This window comes from Plantactinospora sp. CA-290183 (assembly GCF_050936375.1).
Lineage (GTDB): Bacteria > Actinomycetota > Actinomycetes > Mycobacteriales > Micromonosporaceae > Plantactinospora.
The window spans coordinates 450,134-473,105 of the sequence record NZ_JBNJMX010000001.1; the positions used below are offsets into that span (position 1 = coordinate 450,134).

Consider the following 22,972-nt stretch of genomic DNA (forward strand, 5'->3'; position numbering starts at 1 on the left):
GCGCCATGTGTGCTCGGTCGCCGGTGACCCCTGGTGAACGACGTTGACTCATCATGCTCGCCGGCGCCGGCCCCGTGTGGTCGGTGTGTGATCCGCAGACCGTGCTACCAGCGCTGACAGGTTCTGAGGGTCCCTGCGGTACGCCGCCAGCTAGTGCCTCGTCTTGGAACGTTGATCGTGTAATCCGTTAGTTCTGAGGATCTATCGGGCAGGCTGTCTCCCAACGCTCGTGGTGGGAGGTGATGGCTGGTGGGCAGACGCCCGGAGGTGTTCGTCCGGCAGGTGTCGATGGCCGAGGGTCAGCGGTTGCAGCGGATCACCCGGACCGCGAAGGACCCGGTGAAGCTGCGCCGGGCGATCGTGGTGCTGATGTCCGCCCAGGGGCAGCCGGCCCCGGACATCGCCCACTTGTTGAAGGTGACCGAGGACTACGTGCGGGACGTGATCCATGTGTTCAACGATCGGGGGTTCGACGCGCTGGACCCAAAATGGAGCGGGGGCGCACCGAGACGGATCGATGAGCAGACCCGCGACTGGATCTGCGTCACCGCTCGGTGCGACCCCCGTTTCCTCGGCCAACCCTTCTCCTGCTGGTCGCTGACCAAGCTGCGCGACTACCTCATCGCCTCTGGTCACGTCGATGCGATCAGCGTCGAGACTGTCCGGCGGATCCTGCATGAGCGGGGGGTGTCCTGGCAGGCCACCAAGACCTGGAAGGCCAGCACGGACCCCGACTTCACCACCAAGATGCGCCGGGTCCTGGACCTCTACGACCACCCACCCGCTGACGGGCGGGTGCTCTGTGTCGACGAGTTCGGCCCGTTGAATCTGCAACCCCGCCCTGGTCGCGCATGGCGACCCCAGGGACAACCAGTTCGGCTGCGGGCCACATACACCCGTGACCAGGGCGTCCGGCACATGATCGCCGCCCTGGACCTGACCACCGGCAAGCTGCACTATCGCATCCGAGACCGCAAACGTTGGCGCGAGTTCCTCAGCTTCCTCAAGACCCTGCGTCGCCGCTGGCCCGACCAGCGCCTCTACCTCATCCTGGACAACTTCTCCCCGCACAAGCAGCCCGACGTGCGCGCCTGGTGCTCCGCCAACCAGGTGGACCTGGTCTTCCTGCCGACCTACGCGTCCTGGCTGAACTGGATCGAGGCCGAGTTCGCCGCGGTGCGGTACTTCGCCCTCAACGGCACCGACCACCGCAGCCACGCCGAGCAGGACATCGCCATCGGCGACTACATCCGCTGGCGCAACCAACACACCCGACCGAAAACCGCATTCGCCACCGGCTCCAAGATCCGCCACCCCGATTACCCGTTCAAGGCTGCATGACGAGGCACTAGGTGAACGTTTTTTATCATCTGTGTTTTGTCGTACAGGACATCCATCGTGCTACGACCGAACTCACTCGGGTACTGGGCGTGGAGTGGAGCCCCATGCGGGAAGGGCAACTGGCCGAGTGGAGCTACAGCATCGTCTTCTCGGCCGGAGGACCGCCGTTCTTCGAAGTGATCCAGGGGCCTGCCGGAAGTCCCTGGGACGCGACGGCCGGCTCTCGCTTCGACCACATCGGCTATTGGTCCAGGGACATTCGGATCGACAAGCAACTCTTGCAGGACCGGGGAGCGCCCGTGGAATTCGACTCTTGTCCTTACGGGCGGTCCTTCGCCTACCACCGCCTCGACAGTCTCGGCATCCGCGTCGAGCTGGTAGATATCGCCGTCCAAGACAGCTTCCTCGACACTTGGTTGCCGGGCGGGTCGCCCATGCCCCCGTTGAACCTTGACGGCAACCGGACGTAACAAGTACACAGCATCCGCTCATCGACAGTTCAGGATGCCGGGTGCCACGGAACGCCGAACACCAAGCGTGACGGCTCGTTGGTAACGGGTGAGGAGTCCCGGCATTCCGTTCACTCACCCGACGGCCAGCCCCCTCACCACCGATCGGGCATACGGTATCGCAGTGTCGGACAGGCGACAGCGGCTGATCAGCGGATCAGCTACAGCGACCGGGTGCCCCAGACCCGGTAACGGTCCAGCGTAGGCAGGCATACAGCCACCACCACGCGAACGGCGCCCCAACCTGCCGGCACCGAGACCAGGTCCGCCCCTCGGGAAGCGACAGCGTAATCACGGTGGTAGCGGGAGGGCGGCGCCGCCGGCTCGGACGGCCGCTCATCGTGTCGCCGCTACCCTCATCCCGATCTTAGGAGCGGGGCACATACGTCGGTGCGTCGCCGTAGTGACCGCGTCAGCTACCGCGCGGTCCCGTGTCGGTGTCGTCGCCACTCCTCTTCACGCGCGTGGAACCCCTACCTCGGCGGTAGCGCCAATCCCACCGCGACCGGCCGACGGGCTGGTCAGCCGTGCGCGAGCCGTTCCCGGGTGGTCCGGGCGGCCCCGTCGCACCCGCCTCCCGACTGCCGGACGGCGCGGGTTCCCGCCGCCGAGCGGCGAACTCTCGTTGCCCCGGTAGGTCAGAGGATCGCGGTCCCGGTGGCGGTCTGGGTTCCCGGCCTCGGCCAGTAAGGTCGGCCAAGTTGATCTTCCGTTCGTGGCATGTGTCGTTCAACCCCGGGTCGTGGGCTGCTCACCTGGACCCGGGACAGTGTCCGGGCAAGGGCCGATCACCAGCTTGGAGACCAGATGGCAACGAACGGCGAGCAGCGTCGGGTCGATCGGCGCGCCCTATTGCAGGCCGCGCTCGTCGCGCCCGCGGCCAGCGCCAGCGCGACCCTGCTCGGCACCCCGTTGACGTCGGCCGCCGCCGCGCCGGCCGGGGCGTTCGACCCCCGGAGCCCCCGGTTCGCGATCGCGGTGCTGCCGGACACGCAGTACCTCTTCGACGAGGACAGCTCCGACCCGGAGCCCCTGGCGGCGACGTTCCGGTATCTCGCCCAGGAGCGCAGGGACGCGAACATCGTCTTCATGGCCCATCTCGGCGACGTCACCGAACACGGCAGCGAACACGAGATCACCCTCGCCGGAAAGACCTTCGGCGGGCTCGACGGCAAGCTGCCGTACAGCGTCCTCGCCGGAAACCACGACATCCGGGGCGGCGACGACCAGCGCGGCGACAGCGTCTACCTGCGCACCTTCGGGCCGCATCGGTTCGCCAGCATGCCGACCTTCGGTGGCGCCTCAGCGGACGGCTACAACAGCTTCCACGTGCTGCGGGCCGGCGGTCAGGACTGGCTGGTGCTGGCGCTTGACTGGCGGGCCTCGGACAAGGGGCTGGCCTGGGCACAGCAGGTGATCGATGAGCACCGCACGCTGCCGGTTATCCTCACCACCCACGACCTCGCCTGGGCCGACGACGCCGGCCAGGCGCAATTGTCAGAGAACGGGCAGCGACTCTGGGACCGGCTGATCCGGGACAACGACCAGGTCTTCCTCACCCTGAACGGCCACTACTGGCCGCCCGGCCGGACCACGCTGCGCAACGCCGCCGGCAACGACGTGGCGATCCACATCACCAACTACCAGGACCGCTACTACGGCGGTGCGGCGATGATCCGCCTCTACCACTTCGACCTGGTCCGTGGCGTGATCGACGTCGAGACCTTCGCGCCCTGGTTCCTCGCCCGCGACCCGGCCAGGCGGACGCCGCTGGAGGCCGAGACCATCGAGCTGACCGGCCCGGTCGACCGGTTCAGCATGGAGATCGACTTCGCCGCCCGGTTCGGCGGGTTCGCCCCCGTGCCGCAGCCCGCGCCCCGGCCGCCGGTGGCGGTGCTGCCGCGCGGCACCGTCGGATACTGGCGGTTCGACTCCTACGGCCTCGCCACGGGTACGGCGGGCGGCCCCGTCTCCGACGGCGCGGTGGTGCGGGACCTGAGCGGGAACGGCAACGACCTGACCGTCGCGCGGATCGGCGCGGGTTCCGCAGAGACACTGACATACTCGACCGAGCACCACCGAGGTCAGCCGGCGCACGCCAGCCTCCGTTTCGACGGCGGCAAGAGCCCGGACCGGGGCGCCGTCCTACGGACCGGTCCGAACGCGCCGATCAACAGCATGAAGTTCACCGACGGATACACCATCGAGGCGTTCGTCAAGCTGCCCGATCCGTACCAGGGCGACCACGCCTGGATGGGAATCATGAGCTGGGAGGGGCGGAGTGGGGACGCCGGCAAGACGACCGGCTGGTCCCCGCTGGAGTGCACGTGCAGCCTGAACATCTCCCCGGAGCGGTTCCTCCAGTACGTCGTCTACGCCCACCGACAGGACGCCGACCCGACCTCGTGGAGCCACGCGCTGCCGACCGGCCGCTGGATGCATCTCGCGGTGGTGAACGACTCCCGGCGCACCGTCGTGCACGTCGACGGTTCGGAGATCGCCCGTAACCCGAGCCAACCGTCGACCGGTATCGCCACACTGGGCCGGCCGTTCGTAATCGGCGCGACCTCGTTCGACCACCAGTACAGCCAGGGCTTCTACGGCTGGATCGGCGACGTCCGGATCACCGCGAAGGCCCTGCGCCCGAAGGACTTCCTGACCCCGTACGCGTAGCGCCGGTGTTGTCCTGCCCGGGGTGTCCCTATGGGTTTCGTCAAACGGCGGCGGGTCGTGCTTGGTAAGTGGTCTTGTTGCGGAGCATGGCGTGGAGGACTTCGACGCGACGTCGGGCGAGGCAGGGATTGTGTTCCTTGCCGCTCCTGCAATCGCTTCCAGCGCCATGATCGAAGGCACTACTTTCGGCATGTGCGGGCGCCGGTCAGCACGGTCATGTCCCGGAGGCCATGTAGGCGGCGAGGATGTGGATGGGTGGCGGTCGAGGTTCTTGCGGGCGCGGTCGTAGCGCGTGGTGGTGCGGGGGTCGGCGTGGCGGGCCGCGATCTGGACGTCGCGGACGCTGACGCCAGCGTCGAGCATGGTGGTGACGAAGGTGTGGCGCAGCATGTGCGGGTGCATCCTCGGCATCCGGATCCCGGCGTTGGCGGCGAGGTGCTTGAGCCGGCGGGTCGCGGCGTGTCGGTCCATCCGCGTCCCGAGGGTGTTGCGCAGGATCGGACCGTCGAGACGACAATCGACCGCACGGTCTACGGCCCTGGCGACTGCCGGCGGCAGTGGCACGAGGACGACTTTGCCGCCCTTGCCGCGAACCCTCAGGACACGGTGGCCGTGTTCCTCGCCGAGGTCAGCGATGTTGGCGCCGCAGGCTTCGAAGATCCGTAGCCCGAGGAGGCCGAGCATGGTGATCAGGGCGAAGTCGTGCGGGTTGTCTGATAGTCGCGCGGTGGTGATCAGTGCTTCGAACTGCAGGTGACCCAGCCCGAGGGTGGGTGATTCGGGTGGCACGGTCGGTCGGCGGACGTAGTCGGCTGATGAGTGGGGCAGGATGTCGTCGATGACGCAGACGCGGTAGAAGCCCACGACCACCGACAGGCGGCGGGAGACGGTCGAGGGCTGGAGACGCCGTACGTCCTGCAGCCAACGCACGTACCGCTCGATATCCACCCGGGCAACGGACAGCGGGGGCAGGTCCTGGTTGCCGCACCAGGACAGGAAGATCCGCAGGTCGGACCCGGTGTGCAGCCGCGTGTCACCCCGGTACCGACCGGGGTAGGCGGCTACCGCCGCGCGGAGAACGAGACGATCAGAAGAGACGACACTGGGACCGGAACCGGGAGAGGCAGTCATACCTCACGGTGCGTCACCAGGCGACGCCAGCGCCAAGGCCCCGTGCGGCAGATGTGCGCACCCAATCAGAAGTGGAGCGGATGGCCGCAGTTCACGCGCGGTCTTGTTTGTAAGTGGTTACTAGTGTAAGGCTGCGGGCATGGGAACGCAGCGCAGCACGGCACCGCGGCGCCGTACGGACGCGGTCGACATCGGTATGCGGGTCTTCGCGGACCACGGACTGACGACGGCGTCGGTGCAGAAGGTGGCCGATCAAATGGGTGTGTCGCAGCCGTACGTTTTCCGACTGTTCGGCAGTAAGCGCGACTTGTTCCTGGCCTGCGTGGATGGGATGGAGGCCCGCATCCGGCAGGTGCTCCACCAGGCGACGGCCCAGAACCCGGGTGATCCGCTGCCCGCGATGCGCGCCGGCTTCCGGGCGTTGATCGCCGACGGCGTCGTCACCGGCATGTGGTTGCAGGCTTGCGCGGTGGCCCGCTCCGACGAGGTGGTCGCGGCGCGCTGCCGGGCTGTGATCGGCGGGATTGTGGAGGAGGTGGAGCAGTTGTCTATGGCGGGACCGCAGGAGTTGCGGGGCACGCTCGCGCTCGGCGCGTTGGTGGTGATGCTGCAGGCGTTGGGCATGGATTTGAGCGAGGGCAGCCAGGCCGCGATCGACTCCCTGCGGGGCGCGGAGGCGACGTCGTGAACCGGACGACCTGGGGCGTGAGATGGTGGACGTCTTCGGGTCGGTAGCCGACCAGTATGAGACCGCCCGGCCGGGCTATCCGCCCGAGATCGCCGACGAGATCGTTGCCTACCATGGCGGCACGCCAGCGTCCGTGGTCGAGATCGGCGCCGGCACCGGCAAGGGAACCGAGGTGCTCGCCCGTATCGGCGCACCCTTGACCTGCCTCGAACCCGATCCGCGGATGGCGGCGTTGCTGGCCACGCGATTTCCCGACGTTCGCACCCACGCCAGCACCTTCGAACGGTGGATGCCTCCCGCCGGTGGGGTGGGCGTACTGGCGTGCGCCATGGCTTGGCACTGGCTGGACCCGGCCACCCGCAACGCCCATGCTCGGCAAGCACTCGCGCCCGGCGGCACACTGGCGATCTTTGGTCATCGCTACGACTACGCCGACCCCGGCCAACGGGCGGCGATCCGATCCGCGCTGCACTCCATCGATCCCACCGCGCGGGAGCGGCCCGCGGACTGGTTCCACCGGGACGTCGTCGACCACGGGCAGTTCACCAACGTCCGCAAGGAGGTCTTCCGGCGTGACCTGCCACTCGACAAGGACCGCTATCTCGGCCTGGTGCGTACGTTCGGGCCGTACCTGTCCCGGCCGCCGGAGCAGCAACAGCGTGCCCTGACCGCCCTCGGCCGGCTGGTCGAAGACTTCGGCGGCACCGTCGTACTCGACCTGCGCACCACACTGGTGCTGGGCCAGGGTGGAAGGCGGACACATGCTCGGTGACCGGTGGGGCGTGACCGAGAGCGAAGTCTTGCGTGCCTATCCGTGCGACGACTTCGTCGTCTCACCCGTACTGCAGGTATGGCGAGGGGTACGAGTGAATGCGCCTGCCACAGTGGTATGGCCGTGGATCGCCCAGGTACGGCTGGCGCCGTACTCCTATGACTGGATCGACAATCTCGGCCGCCACTCGCCTCGGCACCTGGTCAGCCTGCCCGAGCCCCGAGTGGGAGAAGCGTTCACCACCGCTGGTGGGCGGAGGTGGGGCCGAATCCTCTCGGTCGAGCCGGGGAAGCAACTGACGGGGATGATCATGAGGGCCTTTGTGTCCTACGTCCTGGTACCCGACGAGGACAACACAACGCGCCTGCTGCTCAAGATCGTGATGCGGACAAACCGTCTGGTTGCTCTCGGGCTGTCCGTCGGGGACCTCGTCATGGCCCGACGGCAGCTACTCACCCTCAAGCAACTCGCCGAACGCTGTACGGAGTGAGGATCAGTCGTCCGCTCATCGGCAGTCCCGGACGTCGACCGACACGGACGTCGATCACGGAGCGTGACGACTCGGGCTCCGTGCGGCGCGCACGGACGGCGGCAGAGGCGGATGCGGGACCTTGAACCGAGTGCTCCGACGGCGTCTCAAGGCGCTGTGGGCTCCTGGGGCTTGACGGCGGTGGTGTTAGATCCTTCGGTGATTGATTGGCGTTCGACGTGGGATGTGCGGGGCGACCCGGGTGTCAGCGTCAGCGTGCTGCTCGACCGGCTCGCACATTCACCTGATGCCACCGTGTGGCACGAACTCGAAAATCGGCTCGTTGTGGAGGGAGAGTGTTGCTGCTCGGCGGGGTTCGCCGCGTTGCCCGAACTCGCCCGGCTCGCGCAGTCCGGCACCGACGAGCATCGTGACCGGGCGCTGGACCTCGCGGCGGTGATCGTACGAACTCTGCACCGGTACGACGAGCACGACGACCTGGTGCGGGCCAACCCGGCGGCCCTCGCGGTACTGCACCGTCTCGCCCAAGCCCGCCTGCCAGGATGCGCCGGTCCCGAGTTGGTCGGGCGACTGCAGGACTCACTCGCCCTCGCCGGTTACACGTTCTGGGCCTCGATCAGCCTGGATTTCACCGATGAGCACTACCACCTGCGCTGCCCACACTGCGCTACCCGGCTCGCGATCGTGATCGGCGACTATGGCCACTACTCGGCAATCCGCGACCACGACGACGGCGACATCCACCGGGTCTCGCTGCATCCCGCTTCGCCCGGAGGTTTGACAGGCATCGGTGGGTGGGCTCACAGCATCGCCACCGCAGGCGGCGACACGACTCTCGCTGACGGCCTCACATACCTGTTCGGCCGGGCCACCTGCAGCATGTGTGGCAGCACGTTCGACCTCGCCGACTGGCTTGAGGCCGAGAACAGCCCCAGCCAGCCCATTGACCCGATCGTGCCGCGAACCGACCGCTCAACCTGACACGGCGACGTTCGGCACGATCGGCTGCCGGCCTGGATGCCCTGCTGTCCGTGACGCCGGCCGTGCACGATCGGCGGCAGAAGAGTGAGCCGGGAGCCATTGCGGAGTGGCGTCGAAACAGTGCGAGGTCTGAAGTGACCCCCTGAGACCGGACACCTCCTGACTTGGCATCCTGCCAAGGAGGAGGAAACGCGTTGGCTCGACAGAGTAAGTACCCCGAGGAGTTCCGGCGTCAGGCAGCGGCGTTGGTGCTGGATTCTGGCCGCACGATCCGTGATGTGGGTCGTGAGCTGGGCGTCAACCACGAGACCCTGCGTAACTGGGTCGACCGGCTGCGACAGGAACGTGACGGCGGCAACTCCGGTCGTGGCGAACTGGGTGTTGACGAGCGGGCCGAGCTACTGCGGCTGCGGCGGCAGGTCGCCCAGCTTGAGCTGGAGAAGGAGATCTTGAAAAAAGCCGCGGTCTTCTTCGCACGCGAGACGGAGCGGTGAACCGGACCGACGTGTACCGGTTCATCGCCGCGGAGAAGACCGCCTATCCAGTCCGTCTGTTATGTCGGCTCCTCGGCGTCGGGCATAGCGCCTTCTACCAGTGGCTACGCGCCGGTCGACAACGCGTGGTCGACCGGAAACGTCACGACCAAGCCCGCGTCGACGTGACCAGACGGGCGTGGTCGGAGCACCGGGGCGTCTACGGCGCCCGCCGGCTCACCGCCGAGTTACACGATCGGGGTCACCGGTGGAATCGCAAGGCCGTGGCCCGGCTGATGCGCCTGGCCGGAATCGAGGGCGCCCACCGGCGTCGGCGCGGCAAAGCCCGCCGCAAGTCCGCGACGCCGGCGACCGCGCCCGACCTCGTCCAGCGGCAGTTCACCGCCGCCGGCCCGAACCGGTTGTGGGTCGCGGACATCTCCTACCTGCGCACCTGGGAAGGGTTCCTCTACCTTGCCGTGGTCGTCGACGCGTACTCCAGGCGTGTGGTCGGGTGGGCGATGACCGATCACCTACGCACCGAGCTGATCCTCGACGCCGTCGGCATGGCAATCCAGCATCGCCGACCAGCACCGGAGCAGGTGATCCATCATTCGGATCGCGGCACGCAGGGCGAATTCAACTGGTCGTCGCAACGCCTCGTGATCGCGGAGGTGTTCGATGGCACGACGTCAGCAGCAGGCGGATCGGGCGCTGCGGCCGGCGATGCGTTCGCCGGGTAGGCCGATGCCGGCACGGCATGTGGAGCGCGCGTTCTGGCGGCTGATCGCGCAGGGCAAGCGCACCGAGGAGGCGGCGCTCGATCTCGGTGTGTCGACGCCCGTTGCGGTGCGCTGGTTTCGTCACGCTGGCGGGATGCCGCCGTTGAGCCTGGCCGAGCCCTCCGGCCGTTACCTGTCGTATTCCGAGCGCGAGGAGATTTCTCTGCTCAAGGCGCAGGGGCATGGTGTTCGCGCGATTGCCCGGGAGCTCAAACGGGACCCGGGCACGATCTCGCGCGAACTGCGGCGCAACGCCGCAACCCGCGCCGGTAAGCGCGAGTACCGGGCTACCGTGGCGCAGTGGAAGGCGCAGGTCGCCGCGCGGCGACCCAAGCCGGCGAAGCTGGCGAGCAACCCGCAACTGCAGGAGTACGTGCAGACACGACTGAGCGGGCAGCTACGCCGTCCCGACGGGACAGTCGCCGCCGGGCCCCCGACGACCTGGAAAGGGCTGAACAAGCCGCACCACGCCGACCGCCGCTGGGCGACGGCCTGGAGCCCGGAGCAGATTAGTCGACGGCTGGTCGTCGACTTCCCTGCCGATGAGGACATGCGCATCAGCCACGAAGCGATCTACCAGGCGCTCTACATCCAAGGACGGGGCGCGCTCAAGCGTGAGCTGGTGGCCTGCCTGCGGACCGGCCGGGCGCTGCGCAAGCCCCGTGAACGCTCTCGTAACAGGCCGCAAGGGCACGTCACTGCCGATGTCGTCCTGAGCGAACGACCCGCCGAGGTCGAGGACCGAGCGGTTCCCGGTCACTGGGAAGGCGACCTCATGATCGGGCTGAACCGCTCCGCCATCGGCACCGTCGTCGAGCGCACCAGCCGATACACGCTCCTGGTCCACCTGCCACGCCTCGAAGGCTATGGAACCGTCCCGCCAGTCAAGAACGGGCCCGCCCTCGGCGGCTACGGCGCCATCGCGATGAAGGACGCACTCCAGACCACGATGACCGCCATGCCCGAGGAACTGCTGCGATCCCTGACCTGGGACCGCGGCAAGGAACTCTCCGCACATGCCCAGCTAAAGATCGACACCGGCATCGCGGTCTACTTCGCCGACCCGCACTCGCCCTGGCAGCGCGGCACGAACGAGAACACCAACGGCTTACTACGCCAGTACTTCCCCAAGGGCACCGATCTGTCCCGCTGGGACCGCGACGACCTCCTCGCCGTCCAGACAACGATCAACAACAGACCACGCAAGATCCTCGACTGGAAAACCCCCGCCGAGGCTCTCGACGAGCAGCTACGGTTGCTCCAACCAGCAGGCGTTGCAACCACCGGTTGAACCCAAGCAGTACACGTCGTTCGAGTCCGGCCGCACCCTGCGCTCCTGTGGCGTCCTGGCCTTGACGGGCTCGGTCGCGGACTGCTTCGACAACGCCATGGCCGAGACGTTCTTCGCCACCCTGAAGACCGAACTCGTCTACACCCGCGCCTGGCCATCCCGACACGAACTGGAGATGGAAGTCTTCTCCTACATCGAGGGCTTCTACAACCCGCGCCGCAGGCACAGTCGTCTGGGTAACGTCAGCCCCGACACCTACGAGAAGATCCACCAAGAGTCCCTGACAGACATCGAGGTGTCCGGCCGATAGGGGTCACTTCAAACTACGACCACCGATGGCTGACGAGCAGGGCCCGAGACAGCACCAGGCGTTGCTACGGACCGAGAGCTCGGCTGACAGGCAGCGACGGAGCCTGTGGCGTGTACTACCCCGGTCGGCGGCGTGAGCGGATGGCTCAGCATGGTTGTCCGCCGAGCCTCGTGAATCTGGGCAACGATGTCGGACGTCGCTCGCGACGTGGCAATGGTCGACGACGAACCCCAGCTCAACAGGTTGATCGAGTCGGACAATGAAATACTCAGTGCATGTCACAGATTGTTTGGTGGGAGATCGAAACGCCTGCACCCGAAGTCTTCCAGCGTTTCCATGGTGCGATGTGGGGCTGGGCTTTCGAGCCGGCGTTTGCCGACACCGAACTCGCCGCCGACTACTGGATCATCAAGAGCGGCGGGAAGAGTATCGGAGGACTTCAGCGTTCAGCTGGCAACACCCGTCCCCAGGCCGGTACCCGACTGTACGTCGAGGTTGCCGACCTTGAGCAGGGTCTCCGGGAGGTCCAGACCCGCGGCGGTCAGGTCGAGCGTTTTCGTACGGCGCTGGGTGGCGATGACCGGTGGTTCGCCACCGCGCTCGACCCCACCGGCGTGTCCTTTGGCATGTGGACGGCGCATCCGTCTACTTAGGCGCCTGTGCCCGACGGCGGGTGACCGGGGCAGGCATCCTCATCTCGGCAGTTCCGGACGTCGACCGACACCTGAGCCCGGTCACGAAGCGTGACGGCTCCGTCTGCGGTCGACGCGCACGGACGGCGGCAGATGCGGAAACGTGATCAAGAGGTCCCGGCGACGTACGAGCCCGCATCAACGACCAGCCAAGGGGCATCCCCACCTGTGGTAATCGTCCGGTCCGTGGCTCTCCTACAGCGGCGGCGCCGTCAGGTAGTGTCGCGCGGCGGCCATGGCCTGCGCCGTTGGGCGCCAGGAGCCGGCGCCGTGCCAGAGAGACAGCGGCCGATCCCTCTTGGGTGCCCCGATCAGGACGCCGCTCTCCAGGACGATCAGCCAGATCGACGCCTGCATCGTGTCGCCGCGGACGTAGTGCTCGTGAGTTCCCTCGCCGACGAGCCAGCCGCGTTCGTACTTGCGGACGTAAATGCCGAAGATGGTGCGGCCGCCGACCGCGACCTCGCACGTCTCGAAGTCGGCGGCAGCGAAGATTGCGGCCGCCTCCGGAATTGACAGGGTTGCCGGGCGTCGGCCCTGGTAGAGCGGCCGGTCATGGGCGCCTTCGAACTGGGCGTTGTCGTGCAGGAAGGCGACCCAGTCCGCTTCGGTCATCGCGGGCAGGCGGTTGTAGGCAGCCGTCTCGGCGGCCTGCCGGTCGCGTTCGGCCTGGGCGCGAGCTCGCTCGGCCTCCGCTTGGTCGCGGGCGGCCTGGGCCGCCTCGGCCTGGCGTTGCGCGTCCGCATCTCGCCGTTCGGCCACGATGGACGAGCGGCAGCCGTCGCATAGCAGGCGGTCATCGAAAAACGAGCCGTGGTGGCGGCACACCGGCCGCGAGCAGTCCGAGCACAGGCCGACGGCGAACGCGCCGCACGACTTCCCGTCAGGTCCCAGCGCGCATGCAACCACCGACATCGGTGTGTCCACCTCGTATACCTGCCCGCAGACGCGGGACCTCTGGACGTTACGGGTTATCGGCACCTGCCGCAGGCCGGGAATGCCGAAATGGATCTGCATGTTCATGTCGGGCTCCGCTGCCCACGTGGTCTCCTGCTCGTACCACGTGATGACGTTGGCGCATTCTCGCAGCCCCGGCGACCGCAGCCGATGAGACGTGCTGCCGCACGCCGGGCACGCCTCATCGATCGGCATCGCGCAACGGTATAGGACACGGGCGCTCCCGGGACTACGCCAAACGGCCGACCGTGCCTCGTCAGCGGGCCAGCGCCGACGTTCCGGCGACCGCGGCTGCCAGTCCCCAGGAGACACCGTTCGACGGTGACACTGCGCGTAGGCGACCCAGCGCTCTCCCCTAACCTTGACTGTTCACTGGGGAAGGGGAAAACGTGCGCTGGTGGGAACGACGACAGGCTGGGCGGGTCGGCCCGTCGAGGTCTACCGGCGGTGTTGCCGCGCTTCTTCCGCTGACGCCGCAGTTCCAGCCGGAGCAGCATGAGGAGTACGTCGTACGGCTGACCGCCGCCCTGCAGGAACCGGACGTCCGCAACATCGCGCTGACCGGCCGCTACGGCGCGGGCAAGTCGAGCGTCCTGAAGGCGTTCACCGAGCAACACACAGGACGAGTCCTCAACCTCTCTCTGTCGACCCTCGGGCCTTCCGAGGAAGAGAAGTCGATCACCAACCGGATCGAAAAGGAGCTCGTCAAGCAACTGCTGCACAGCCAGCCGCAGCGGGCGCTGCCCCGCTCGCACTTCCGACGCATCGACAAGCCGAGCTTCCGCCGGGCCGTCGCCTTCGCCACGACGCAGGTCGCGGTGGTCGCGCTGATCCTGTTCCTCCTCGGCCGCTTCCCGCGCCTGGCCGGCGCCACCAAGGACCACCCGTGGCCGGTGCGGGCCGGGGCGGTCCTGCTGTTCGGGCTGCTAATGGTGGCCGTGCTGACGTGGATCCGGCAGGTCGTCCACAACCGGGTGGTCTCTTCGGTGTCCGCCGCCGGGGCCACCGTCGCGCTCGAGGCAAAAGAGGTCAGCTACTTCGACAAACACCTCGACGAGATCGTTTACTTTTTCGAGTCGACGAGGTTCGACGTCGTCGTCTTCGAGGACCTCGACCGGTTCGACGACCCGCACATCTTCGAGGCGTTGCGCGAGCTGAACACCCTGCTCAACACCTCGCACGCGGCGCGAGGCCGAACGATCCGGTTCGTCTACGCGCTCAAGGACAGCATCTTCGAGCGGCTGGGCAACGACACCAGGCAGATGGACGACGGCGCCTCCGCCGAGTCGGTGCGGGCGAACCGCACGAAGTTCTTCGACCTGGTCGTGCCGGTGGTTCCGTTCATCACCCACCGCACGTCACGTGACCTGCTCTCCAAGCTGCTGGCCGGCCCGGCGCTCGTCCCGGTGACACCCGACCTGGTCGACCTGGTCGCGCGGCACATCAGCGACATGCGGCTGCTGAAGAACATCCGCAACGAGTACGCCGTGTTCGCCGCCCGCCTGATCACCGCGAAGCACGGTGTGCCCCATCTGCGCGCCGACTCGGTCTTCGCGATGATGGTCTACAAGAACGTCCACTTGGCCGACTTCGAGCAGGTCTCGCTGGGCCGCAGCGACCTCGACAAGCTCTACAAACTCAGCCGCGATCTGGTGAAGCAGTCCATCGCGAGGCGGCGCGACCGCCTAAGCGAGCTCGCCGGCTCCGAGGCACTGGCCGACGTTCTGCGGGACAAGCCCGAGCGCTTCGCCGAGCGTTTGAACTGGCATGCCGAAGTCATCGGGCGCTCCGGCAACAATCCTCGCTACACCCTTACGGGCTACACAATCGGCGCCGAAACCTTCACTCCTGCAGAGGCTGGGACTGCCCGATTCTGGCGGATGCTCATCGCCGACGGAAACGGACCGACCGCGAACTTCACCTACCACTACAACACGCCAGGGACCGTTGCCATCCCGATCGGCGACATCCGTGAACTGTTCCGGGCCGAACTCGACCTGGACGACTGGGACTCCCGCGAACGTCAGGCGTTGGAGGCCGAACGCGGGAAGGCGATCGCCGACATCGAGGCGCTGCGGAAGGGCGACTTCGCCGACCTCGCCGCGAACCCCGCCTTCACCCTCGCCCGCGACACCGCGGAGATCACCTTCGAGACGCTCCTGGGGGAGACGATCCGCTCCGAGGTCGCCCGCGACCTGATCCGCCGCGGTTTCATCGACCAGAACTTCGCCCTCTACGTCGCCCAGTACTACGGCGAGCGCGTCTCCATCCGCGCCATGAACTTCATCGTTCAGCACGTGCAGCCCAACATCCCCGACACGTACTACGCCTTCGACGGATCGGACGACATCGCCAGCGTCCTGCGGGAGACGAAGGCGGACTTCCTCGACCTGAACAGCGCCTACAACCTCGAGATACTGGACTACCTGCTGGCGAATCAGCACCCCGGCGCCCGGACCGTCCTCGACCGCCTTGCCGAGATCGACGGCCCGGCCGAGCGCGCCTTTCTCCAGGCCTACCTCAGCGGCGGAGCACACGGCGTGGAGGCGGTCCGGCGGCTGTCCGGCACGTGGCCGCCGATCCTGAGCCGGATCCTGCAGGTCCCGGACCTGCAGCCCGAACGCCGGCTCAACCTGGTCGACGAGGGAGTCGCGCACGCCGGCCCGAGCCTCGATCGGCAGATCGAGGAGCAGGTAACGACCTACCTCCGAGACAACTACGCCCGCCTGACCTGCCTTACCCGGCCCATCGACGAGCAGCCGGCACGCAACGCGGTCGCGCTGCTGCGGCAGGCTCGGGTAGTGATCGACGATCTAACCGTTCTCGAGCACGGCGTACATGCAATGGTCGTCGTCGACAGCATGTACACCCTCACCGCGGGGAACCTGCGCAGCGCGCTGCACAATCCGCCGGTCCTGAGCCTGGACACCGTCCGGGCGATCGATCCCACCGTCTACGGCTACTGCGTCGCCAATCCCGCCGCCTACCTCGCCGCGGTCGAAAATGATGGGCCCACCACGGTGACGGTCACGAATCCCGGCACCTTCGCGGACATCCTCACAGAGATCGCCGGTTGGGAGACCAGCCTGGCGGAGCGGGCCTGCCGTGCCGCAGCGGCGGAGTGCCGGATCGACCGTCTCGCCGAGGTACCCGAGGAGGTCTGGCCCGCGCTGGCGCGCTCCCGGCGGATCCCGGTGACGGTGACCAACACCGCCGCTTACATCGAGCAGGCCGGCGGAATCGACGCCGATCTGGCCGGTCTGCTCGTTGACGCGGGCGCGATCACCGCTCCCGCAGGAGAGCCGGATCGGCTCGCCGAGCACAAGACGCAGGTCGCGGTGACTATCCTTCGCAGCCGAGAGACGATCCCCGCTCCCGAGACCCGTGCCGCTCTGGTCGCCACGCTCGCCCTGACCGAATCGATCACTGCGAGTCGCGTGGAGCCGGAGGACGGCTCCCTGCTCGGCGAGCTGCTCCGCCACCAGATCTGCGACGACACCGCCGAACTGTTCCAGCGGTTCGCCACCACCGACTGGGAGACACTGCGGCACGGCATCGAATGCTCGGCGAAGTTCGCCGACTTCGTCACGCCCGCCCTGCTCGACGAGGACATGACGGCCCGGTTGCTGGGCAGCGCCTCGATCAGCCAGACGGTCCGGCAGACCGTCCTGTCCCGGCTGGACGAGTTCGTCCCGACCGACCATCGCGACGCGATGCGGGCCGCCGGGCGTTTCGCCGCGACGGCCCAGGTGCCGCCGAGCGCCGCCCAGCTGGAGCGGATCGCCCGGGTGACCCGCGACGCGGCGCTGGTGGTCCCGCTGGTCGACCAGCTCGGGAACGCCATCTCGACGGACCAGATCATCGCCGTCTTCGCGAACCTCGGGAGCCCGTACGTTGATCTGGCCACCCCTGCCGCATCGCCGACCTTCCCGGACGACACCCATCATCTCCGGGTCCTCACCCGGCTCAAGCAGGAGGGACGGCTGTCGAAGTTGTCCCGGCGCCGCACCAAGTCCCAGATCAGCGTCACGGTCGCCTGAACAGCGGCCTTTAGAGGTTGTAGCCACCGGAGACCTCGATGTCCTAGGCGGTGCCCCAACAGGCTTCGAACAGGGGATTAACCGGCGACGCAACGTCCTGGAACGCTGCTTCAACCGGCTGAAACAATGGCGCGTGCGGGCGAATGGCAACACCCAGCGCGCCGCCCTCTACGGCTCATCGCCGCCGCACGTCGCTGCTTGGAGCTGGCCGCGATGAACGACAGGTGAAAGTTGAAACTTCCACAATCCGCGAAACGCTCGCCGCAACTGTTTTGAGGCGATCCGCCCACCGCCGGCGCGAAGAAGCGAGTGCACTCAACTCGGCACGTCCGGACGTTCCCGGATCTGGACGCCGACGGCTACCGACAGTGACGGATATATCAGTGTTGCCGCGCCCGGTCGGCGGCAGATGCGGATGCGCGGCCGCAGCTCCGCTTGCTGTGGCGTGTTGTGCTGCTCCTGCTCGGCAGCACCCCGCGCACCGTCGACAGCGATCTCATCAAATGGCCGGCACGTCCTGGACGTCGACGTCGAGGCTCTGCGCCAGCGTGTGGCCGTCTCTCACGACTGAACCATGGCTGCAGCGGTCAGCTGGGCGGGCCGGGCTGGGCTTCTTGCCAACCAGGTCGCTCCAGAAGCGGAAATTCCGCTATAACGAGCATGCTGTTCCGCTGGCCGACATCGCCCCCTCGGAGTGCCCATGACGACGCAGCTGCGTGACCGTCTCGACCAAATCCTCCAAGCTGGCCAGGTCGGCGGTCTGCACGCCGTCGCGGCGGTTCGCGGCGGTCAAACCGTGCTGGAGTACTACAGGGCCGGCGAAGATTTCGCCTGGGGCGACTCGCTGGGCGTCGTCGAGTTCGGGCCCGGGGTCCTGCACGACATCCGGTCCGTCACCAAGAGCGTGACCGTTCTGTTGTACGGCATCGCGCTCGGCGAAGGACTGGTCCCGCCGCCAGCGGAGCCGCTCCTGCCACGGTTCCCGCAGTACCCCGACCTGGCGGCCGACCCCCGGCGTGCCCGGCTCACCATCGAGCACGCGCTGACAATGTCGTTGGGCGTGGAGTGGCGCGAAGATCTCCCGTACAACAGCCCAGCCAACGCCGAGATCGCGATGGAGCTGGCACCGGACCGATACCGGTACATCCTGGATCGGCCGATCCTCGAGCCGCCCGGCACCCAATGGACCTACTGCGGCGGTGCCACGGCTCTGCTCGGCCGACTGATCGCCGACGGCACCGGGAAGTCGCTGCAGCAGTACGCGCAGGCCGTGCTGTTCGCGCCGCTGGGCATCGGCAGCTTCGAGTGGATGACCGGCGCGGACGGAGTGGCCTCCGCCGCGTCCGGGCTGCGACTCGCGCCGCGCGACCTGACCAGGCTCGGCGAACTGGTGCTGGCCGAGGGAACCTGGGACGGTCAGCGGGTCGTCCCCGCCGACTGGATCCGCACGATGCTCCAGCCACGCCTGCAGACCAGCTGGGGCGCCCAGTACGGCTACCAGTGGTACATCGAATCCATCGAGGGCCATCGACTGCTGGCCGGCATGGGCAACGGCGGCCAGCGCCTGTTCGTCCTGCCCCACCTAGACCTCACCGCGGCCATCACCGCCGGCAACTACGACGACCCCGACCAGTGGCGGACCCCGCTCACGGTGCTGGAACGGGTCATCCTTCCCGCGATGGCTTGAGGCACCGCGCCCGCCGGTCAGCCCATCGGCAGGGCGCACATCTGGCCGGACGTCAGCTCACACGTGCGGTTGGGACAGCTTCTGCGTTCGCCGGAAAGGCACCCGCGTCACGGCACCCGATCGACATCCGGTCATCGGCAGATCCGGACGTCGACCGACACTGAGGCCGGCCACGGAACGTGACGGCTCCGGCTGACGGTGGCGTCGCGTAATCAGAGGCGGCCAGAGATAGCCAGGGCGGGCCTCGCGCCTGCAGGATTGGTTCGTGTTCCGGAAGTAGGTTGTGGGCGTGGCCGGCCATGATCGTCAGGTGTTCCGCTACCGGCTGGACTTCGGTGGCGGTGAGCGCGAGGTCCTGTCGTTGCTGGAGGCTGACTGGGTGGTCCGGCGCGGACTGAATTCGGAGGCGGTGATGGCGGTCGTCCGTGAGGGCGCCGACTCGCACAGGCTGGCGGTGGCCGATGTTCGGGAGAACGGCGCGTTCCTTCGCCTGCTGTCGAGGGTCATCTTCGAGAACATCGACCGGTGCGACGGCGTTCGGCGCCAAGCGGCGGTGCAGGGCACCGGCCACGTCTACCTGCTCGATGGACGGATAGGCGATCCGAGCGGGCGGGTGCCGCCCGATGACATCATCGGCGAGATCGAGGTCCGCGACGGACAGCCCGTGGCAGGGTCGTATCGCCACAACCCACGACACCGACTACTCACGGCAGCAGGATGGTTCGGCCTACCCGAGGTCATCGAAGCGGCGCTGCAGCACCGGCTACGCGCCAGGAGCACTGACGAGCGCATCTGACCGCCACGACGCCGGCCACCGCGCTGCCCGCGTCGCACATTCAGCGGAGCGCCCAACTCGGCGCGTCAGGATCAGTATTGGTCAGTACAGCTAGAGTGGCGAGTTTCAACACTGGCGTGAGCGCTGGCAGCGACATAAGTTCAACTGGACCAGGGGCCGGGCTGGCATCGTCGGGAAGGCTGAACACATGGCTATCGAATACCGGTTGACGATGGCCGGCGATATCCCCCTGGACCAGATAGCCGAGTCCGCGATGCCCGATCCCACCGACCGGCCCACGCCAGCTGAGAAGCAGGGGCTCCTCAGCGCCGACCTGCTGGACCAGCGGGGATTCATCCTGGCCGTGCGACACGGCCGCAACGGCTACTACGAGGCCGACGACAACGGCGCGAGTTGGGAGTGGGAACCCGACACATACCTCAACGTAACCTTCCGGATGGCCAAGGAAGGCGACGTCAACGCAGGCGTCCGCAACATGTTGAACGCCGTGTCCCGCCTACTCATCAGCCACACCGCGGACGCCGCCCTGATCCTGAACGGTGACGCGCTGCTGTTGACCCGCCTCGCCGGCACGCTCCGCAAGCACAGCCGGGCATTGTGGTGGGACCACCACGGCTTCGTCAACGAGATCGTTCCTGGTTAACCCCGAACAAGCGAACACAGCGAGACCCCAGAACTCTGTCTACCCCCTAATCGATCCTCGATTGGTTCGCAAGCGGCTGGAACCATCAGACACGCGATGTGGGCCGCATTCACGGAAGGTGCCTCGCACCCGGCGCCGCATCTCCCGTCCGTAGGCGAGGGGGTCCCCTGCCTCGGCAGGCGACGAACACGCTGGCTCGGCTCGGATAATCGGCAACCGATCGGCCGTGTCGACCAGGCCATGGACCAGGATTCCGGCGAACTCGAGGAAGCTCCCACCGCCAACTACACCGTCGGGCATCCCTGTCGGAAAGGAGTTGCGGCGGGTGTGAGCTATGCGGGTGCGGACTCCGCCCGGTGAGCTGCCAACAGGCAACCCACAACGATCGCTCCCAGCCCGACGACGGAGGTCAGCGTGAGCTGCTCGCTGAGGAACGCGATGCCGAACGCGACGGCGAAGGCCGGCGATAGGTAGAAGGCGAGTGCCGCGCGTGCCGGCCCGGTACGGGCGATCAGGGTGTAGAAGAGCACGAGGGTCATCCCGGTGCAGGCGACGCCCAGGATGCCCATGGCCACCAGTACACCCACCCCCGGAAGGTGCCCAGGCAGTGTCAGCGCGGCGGGCGGGACCGTCGCCGCGCCGGTCACGAGCATCGCGGAGGTGGCTACGCCGAGCGGCGGAGCGGTCGCGTGACGACGGTGGATCATGACGGCACCGGCGGCGTAGCACAACGCCGCGACCAGTACGAGGGCGCCGCCGAGTAGGGCGAGCCCACCGCCTCGAAGATCGACCCCGAACAGCAGCACGAGTCCGATGAACCCGACGGCGAGACCGATTGCCCCTCGCCATCCCTGGGGACGCTCGTCGGGGGCGTACCGGTAGGCGAGCATCGCGACGAACAACGGCTGCGCCCCGACGAGGATTCCGGCGATGCCGGCGGGCACGTAGCGTTGCCCGTAGGTCAGCAGGAGCAGCGGGATGGTCGACTGGACCAGGACCGTCTCGATGATCGGCCGCGGCCGCCGCCAGAGGTCTGTCAGCGCGTCGCGGCGGACAGCGAGCGGAACCAGGAGGAGACAGGCGAGCAGTACCCGTCCCAGCACGACGACGGTCGGTGAGAGTTCACGTAGCGCGAGTTCGATTAGCGGGTAGACCGCGCCCCACAGAGCGGCGAGGACGACGAGTTCCGCCCATGTCCTTCGGTTCACCGGTCACTCGAGCGGAAGGCCGTCAGCACGTCTCTAGTTAAGCAGGACCTGGCGGTAGAGGTTCTGAACGCAGTCGGCGGTGGCCCACGGCATGAGATCGGCCAACAGCTCGCGGAGGCGCTTCCGGTTCCGCTCCGACCCGGTGCGCCGGGCGAGAGTGTCGGCCTGGCTCGCCGCATCGCAGGCATGTTCGACCTGGCGCATCTGCACATATGCGACGGCGAGATCGATGAGGGTTCCCGAGCGCTCGCGAACGAACGTGGCCGGTAGGAGAGCGAGTGCCTCGTACAGCGCGCGGACGGCGTCCTTCGGCTGCCGCAGGCGCGTGAGACACCTGCCCTTCAGCCGCGCCGCGTGGCAGCCGGCGCTGTAGAAGCCCAACCACACCGGAACGCTCGTCGCGTCGACGCAGTCAAAGACCCGTTCCGCCTCAGCGAGGGCTGCCAGGCCAGGTCGGGGCTGGCCCAGAAACCCGTACGCCTCGCCAGCGGCTTCGCGCAGCCAGGACCTAACCGCGGCCGGCACGCCTCGACCGGCCAACTCCTGGGCGGTGTCGAGGACGTCGAGTGCGGCCCTGCCGTTCCTGGCATGTAGGTGTATGTAGCCGATCACACCGAGACTGTAGGCATGCAGTGCGCGGTCATTCGCTTTCTCCGCCAGCGAGATTGCGAGCCGGCTGTAGCCTTCGGCCTGGCCATAGCTCTGTGCGTCGATGGCGAGCCAGCCAGCCAACTGCGCGGCGTCGCCGGCGGCACGCAGTAGGCGGCGATGCGCCAGGCTGGTGGTGGTGCGGTTGCTGACCTCCAACATGGTCCGTAGATGCGTGGCCACCTGGGCACTGACCCTGCTCGCTCCCTCTCGGTAGTCAAGGTGCCGGTAGGTATCCGTCAACAACTCGAAGTCCTCGATAACGGCATCCGTGATCCTGGTGATCTGCCCGCTTCTGGTGAGGCCAGCCGTCACTAACGATGGCGGGCGGTCGCCGATGGCGAAGCTGGTGGCCTGACCAACGGTGTCCAGATGGCTGTAGTCTTCGCCGTCCAGCAACTCGCCAGCGCTGCAACGGTACAGGTAGGCAAGCTTGTTCAGCGTGTCCAGCGAAGGCGCCCTGCCGGCCGATCCGGGCCAGATCTCCCAGTACGAGATCTGCTTTGCCGTCTTCGGCGCATCAGATTCCGGCCAAAGCTCGTTCCAGCGCTGGGCCACCTCGGACTGGGTCATCCCGTGCGCCAGGCGGAACGCCACCCTGGAGTTGAAGTCGTAGCGCTCCTTCCAGTGCGCAGCAATCTGCCCGTAGGTGTAGCCCTGAGCACGAAGCTGCTCGGCCTCCTGTTGGTAACTACGCGCTCCTTGGCACGGGCACCTCCCACTCGCCGCCGGTCATCACTGACCAGGAACTTACGACGGCATCGACGCTGACGAAAGCCCGATCATCGGCTTCTCCCCGTCCGGCGTGGAGAAGCCGATTCAACGGGATCCCTGCAGCCGTGGTCGACCATTCGTGTCGA

The 22,972-nt window shown here is 67.4% G+C and carries 18 protein-coding genes and 2 pseudogenes; 16 read left to right on the top strand and 4 right to left on the bottom strand.

Features of this window, described 5'->3' with window-relative positions; translation table 11 throughout:
* Positions 1-249: 249 nt before the first annotated feature.
* The 3 genes from ACQEUR_RS02145 to ACQEUR_RS02155 all read left to right on the top strand — a co-directional run bounded on the left by ACQEUR_RS02145 (position 250) and on the right by ACQEUR_RS02155 (position 4,523).
* A complete protein-coding gene (locus ACQEUR_RS02145) occupies positions 250-1,341 on the top strand; it encodes an IS630 family transposase (RefSeq protein ID WP_433024466.1) in 1,092 nt (363 codons plus the stop codon).
* Between the two features lie 11 nt (positions 1,342-1,352).
* Positions 1,353-1,811 carry a VOC family protein gene (locus ACQEUR_RS02150; protein WP_433024468.1) on the top strand — a complete coding sequence of 153 codons (459 nt, stop codon included), beginning with the start codon at positions 1,353-1,355 and terminating at the stop codon, positions 1,809-1,811.
* An 846-nt stretch (positions 1,812-2,657) separates the two neighbouring features.
* Positions 2,658-4,523: a LamG-like jellyroll fold domain-containing protein gene (locus ACQEUR_RS02155; RefSeq protein WP_433024470.1), complete on the top strand. Its 1,866-nt coding sequence runs from the start codon at positions 2,658-2,660 to the stop codon at positions 4,521-4,523.
* 330 nt (positions 4,524-4,853) lie between these two features.
* On the opposite strand, the pseudogene ACQEUR_RS02160 reads toward ACQEUR_RS02155, so the two are convergent.
* A pseudogene (locus ACQEUR_RS02160) lies at positions 4,854-5,654 on the bottom strand (tyrosine-type recombinase/integrase); the annotation flags it as partial.
* A gap of 139 nt (positions 5,655-5,793) precedes the next feature.
* On the opposite strand from ACQEUR_RS02160, the gene ACQEUR_RS02165 reads away from it, so the two are divergent.
* The 9 genes and pseudogenes from ACQEUR_RS02165 to ACQEUR_RS02205 all read left to right on the top strand — a co-directional run bounded on the left by ACQEUR_RS02165 (position 5,794) and on the right by ACQEUR_RS02205 (position 12,094).
* Positions 5,794-6,342 (top strand): TetR/AcrR family transcriptional regulator, encoded by a 549-nt coding sequence (locus ACQEUR_RS02165; RefSeq protein ID WP_433024472.1) that lies wholly within the window; start codon positions 5,794-5,796, stop codon positions 6,340-6,342.
* 22 nt (positions 6,343-6,364) lie between these two features.
* Positions 6,365-7,114: a class I SAM-dependent methyltransferase gene (locus ACQEUR_RS02170; protein WP_433024474.1), complete on the top strand. Its 750-nt coding sequence runs from the start codon at positions 6,365-6,367 to the stop codon at positions 7,112-7,114.
* A 10-nt stretch (positions 7,115-7,124) separates the two neighbouring features.
* On the top strand, positions 7,125-7,604 hold the full coding sequence (locus tag ACQEUR_RS02175) for a polyketide cyclase (protein WP_433024476.1): 480 nt from the start codon (positions 7,125-7,127) through the stop codon (positions 7,602-7,604).
* 171 nt (positions 7,605-7,775) lie between these two features.
* Positions 7,776-8,585: a hypothetical protein gene (locus ACQEUR_RS02180; RefSeq protein WP_433024478.1), complete on the top strand. Its 810-nt coding sequence runs from the start codon at positions 7,776-7,778 to the stop codon at positions 8,583-8,585.
* Between the two features lie 194 nt (positions 8,586-8,779).
* Positions 8,780-9,079: a transposase gene (locus tag ACQEUR_RS02185; RefSeq protein ID WP_433024480.1), complete on the top strand. Its 300-nt coding sequence runs from the start codon at positions 8,780-8,782 to the stop codon at positions 9,077-9,079.
* Between the two features lie 11 nt (positions 9,080-9,090).
* Positions 9,091-9,690, top strand: a pseudogene (locus ACQEUR_RS02190) (IS3 family transposase); the annotation flags it as partial.
* Positions 9,691-9,739: 49 nt separating this feature from the next.
* Positions 9,740-11,131, top strand: coding sequence for an IS30 family transposase (locus ACQEUR_RS02195; RefSeq protein WP_433024482.1), 1,392 nt, complete (start codon positions 9,740-9,742; stop codon positions 11,129-11,131).
* The gene (locus tag ACQEUR_RS02200; protein WP_433024484.1) at positions 11,115-11,441 is read left to right on the top strand and encodes an IS3 family transposase; all 327 of its coding nucleotides are present in this window, start codon (positions 11,115-11,117) and stop codon (positions 11,439-11,441) included. Before ACQEUR_RS02195 ends, ACQEUR_RS02200 begins: the two co-directional genes overlap by 17 nt.
* Positions 11,442-11,716: 275 nt before the next feature.
* A complete protein-coding gene (locus ACQEUR_RS02205; protein ID WP_433024486.1) occupies positions 11,717-12,094 on the top strand; it encodes a hypothetical protein in 378 nt (125 codons plus the stop codon).
* Positions 12,095-12,328: 234 nt separating this feature from the next.
* Here ACQEUR_RS02205 and ACQEUR_RS02210 read toward each other — a convergent pair whose 3' ends face one another.
* Entirely contained in the window at positions 12,329-13,285 is a 957-nt protein-coding gene (locus tag ACQEUR_RS02210; protein ID WP_433024488.1) for a hypothetical protein, read from the bottom strand.
* Positions 13,286-13,479: 194 nt separating this feature from the next.
* Here ACQEUR_RS02210 and ACQEUR_RS02215 point away from each other — a divergent pair, with 194 nt between their 5' ends.
* From ACQEUR_RS02215 to ACQEUR_RS02230, 4 genes are all read left to right on the top strand, one after another.
* Positions 13,480-17,130 (top strand): hypothetical protein, encoded by a 3,651-nt coding sequence (locus tag ACQEUR_RS02215; protein WP_433024490.1) that lies wholly within the window; start codon positions 13,480-13,482, stop codon positions 17,128-17,130.
* A gap of 700 nt (positions 17,131-17,830) precedes the next feature.
* Entirely contained in the window at positions 17,831-18,817 is a 987-nt protein-coding gene (locus ACQEUR_RS02220) for a serine hydrolase domain-containing protein (RefSeq protein ID WP_433024491.1), read from the top strand.
* A gap of 289 nt (positions 18,818-19,106) precedes the next feature.
* On the top strand, positions 19,107-19,613 hold the full coding sequence (locus tag ACQEUR_RS02225) for a hypothetical protein (protein WP_433024492.1): 507 nt from the start codon (positions 19,107-19,109) through the stop codon (positions 19,611-19,613).
* A 187-nt stretch (positions 19,614-19,800) separates the two neighbouring features.
* Positions 19,801-20,256 (top strand): SitI3 family protein, encoded by a 456-nt coding sequence (locus ACQEUR_RS02230; RefSeq protein ID WP_433024494.1) that lies wholly within the window; start codon positions 19,801-19,803, stop codon positions 20,254-20,256.
* A gap of 332 nt (positions 20,257-20,588) precedes the next feature.
* On the opposite strand, the gene ACQEUR_RS02235 is transcribed toward ACQEUR_RS02230, so the two are convergent.
* Both ACQEUR_RS02235 and ACQEUR_RS02240 read right to left on the bottom strand, forming a co-directional pair.
* Entirely contained in the window at positions 20,589-21,464 is an 876-nt protein-coding gene (locus tag ACQEUR_RS02235) for a DMT family transporter (RefSeq protein ID WP_433024496.1), read from the bottom strand.
* Between the two features lie 33 nt (positions 21,465-21,497).
* Positions 21,498-22,685 carry a hypothetical protein gene (locus ACQEUR_RS02240; RefSeq protein ID WP_433024498.1) on the bottom strand — a complete coding sequence of 396 codons (1,188 nt, stop codon included), beginning with the start codon at positions 22,683-22,685 and terminating at the stop codon, positions 21,498-21,500.
* Positions 22,686-22,972 lie beyond the last annotated feature (287 nt).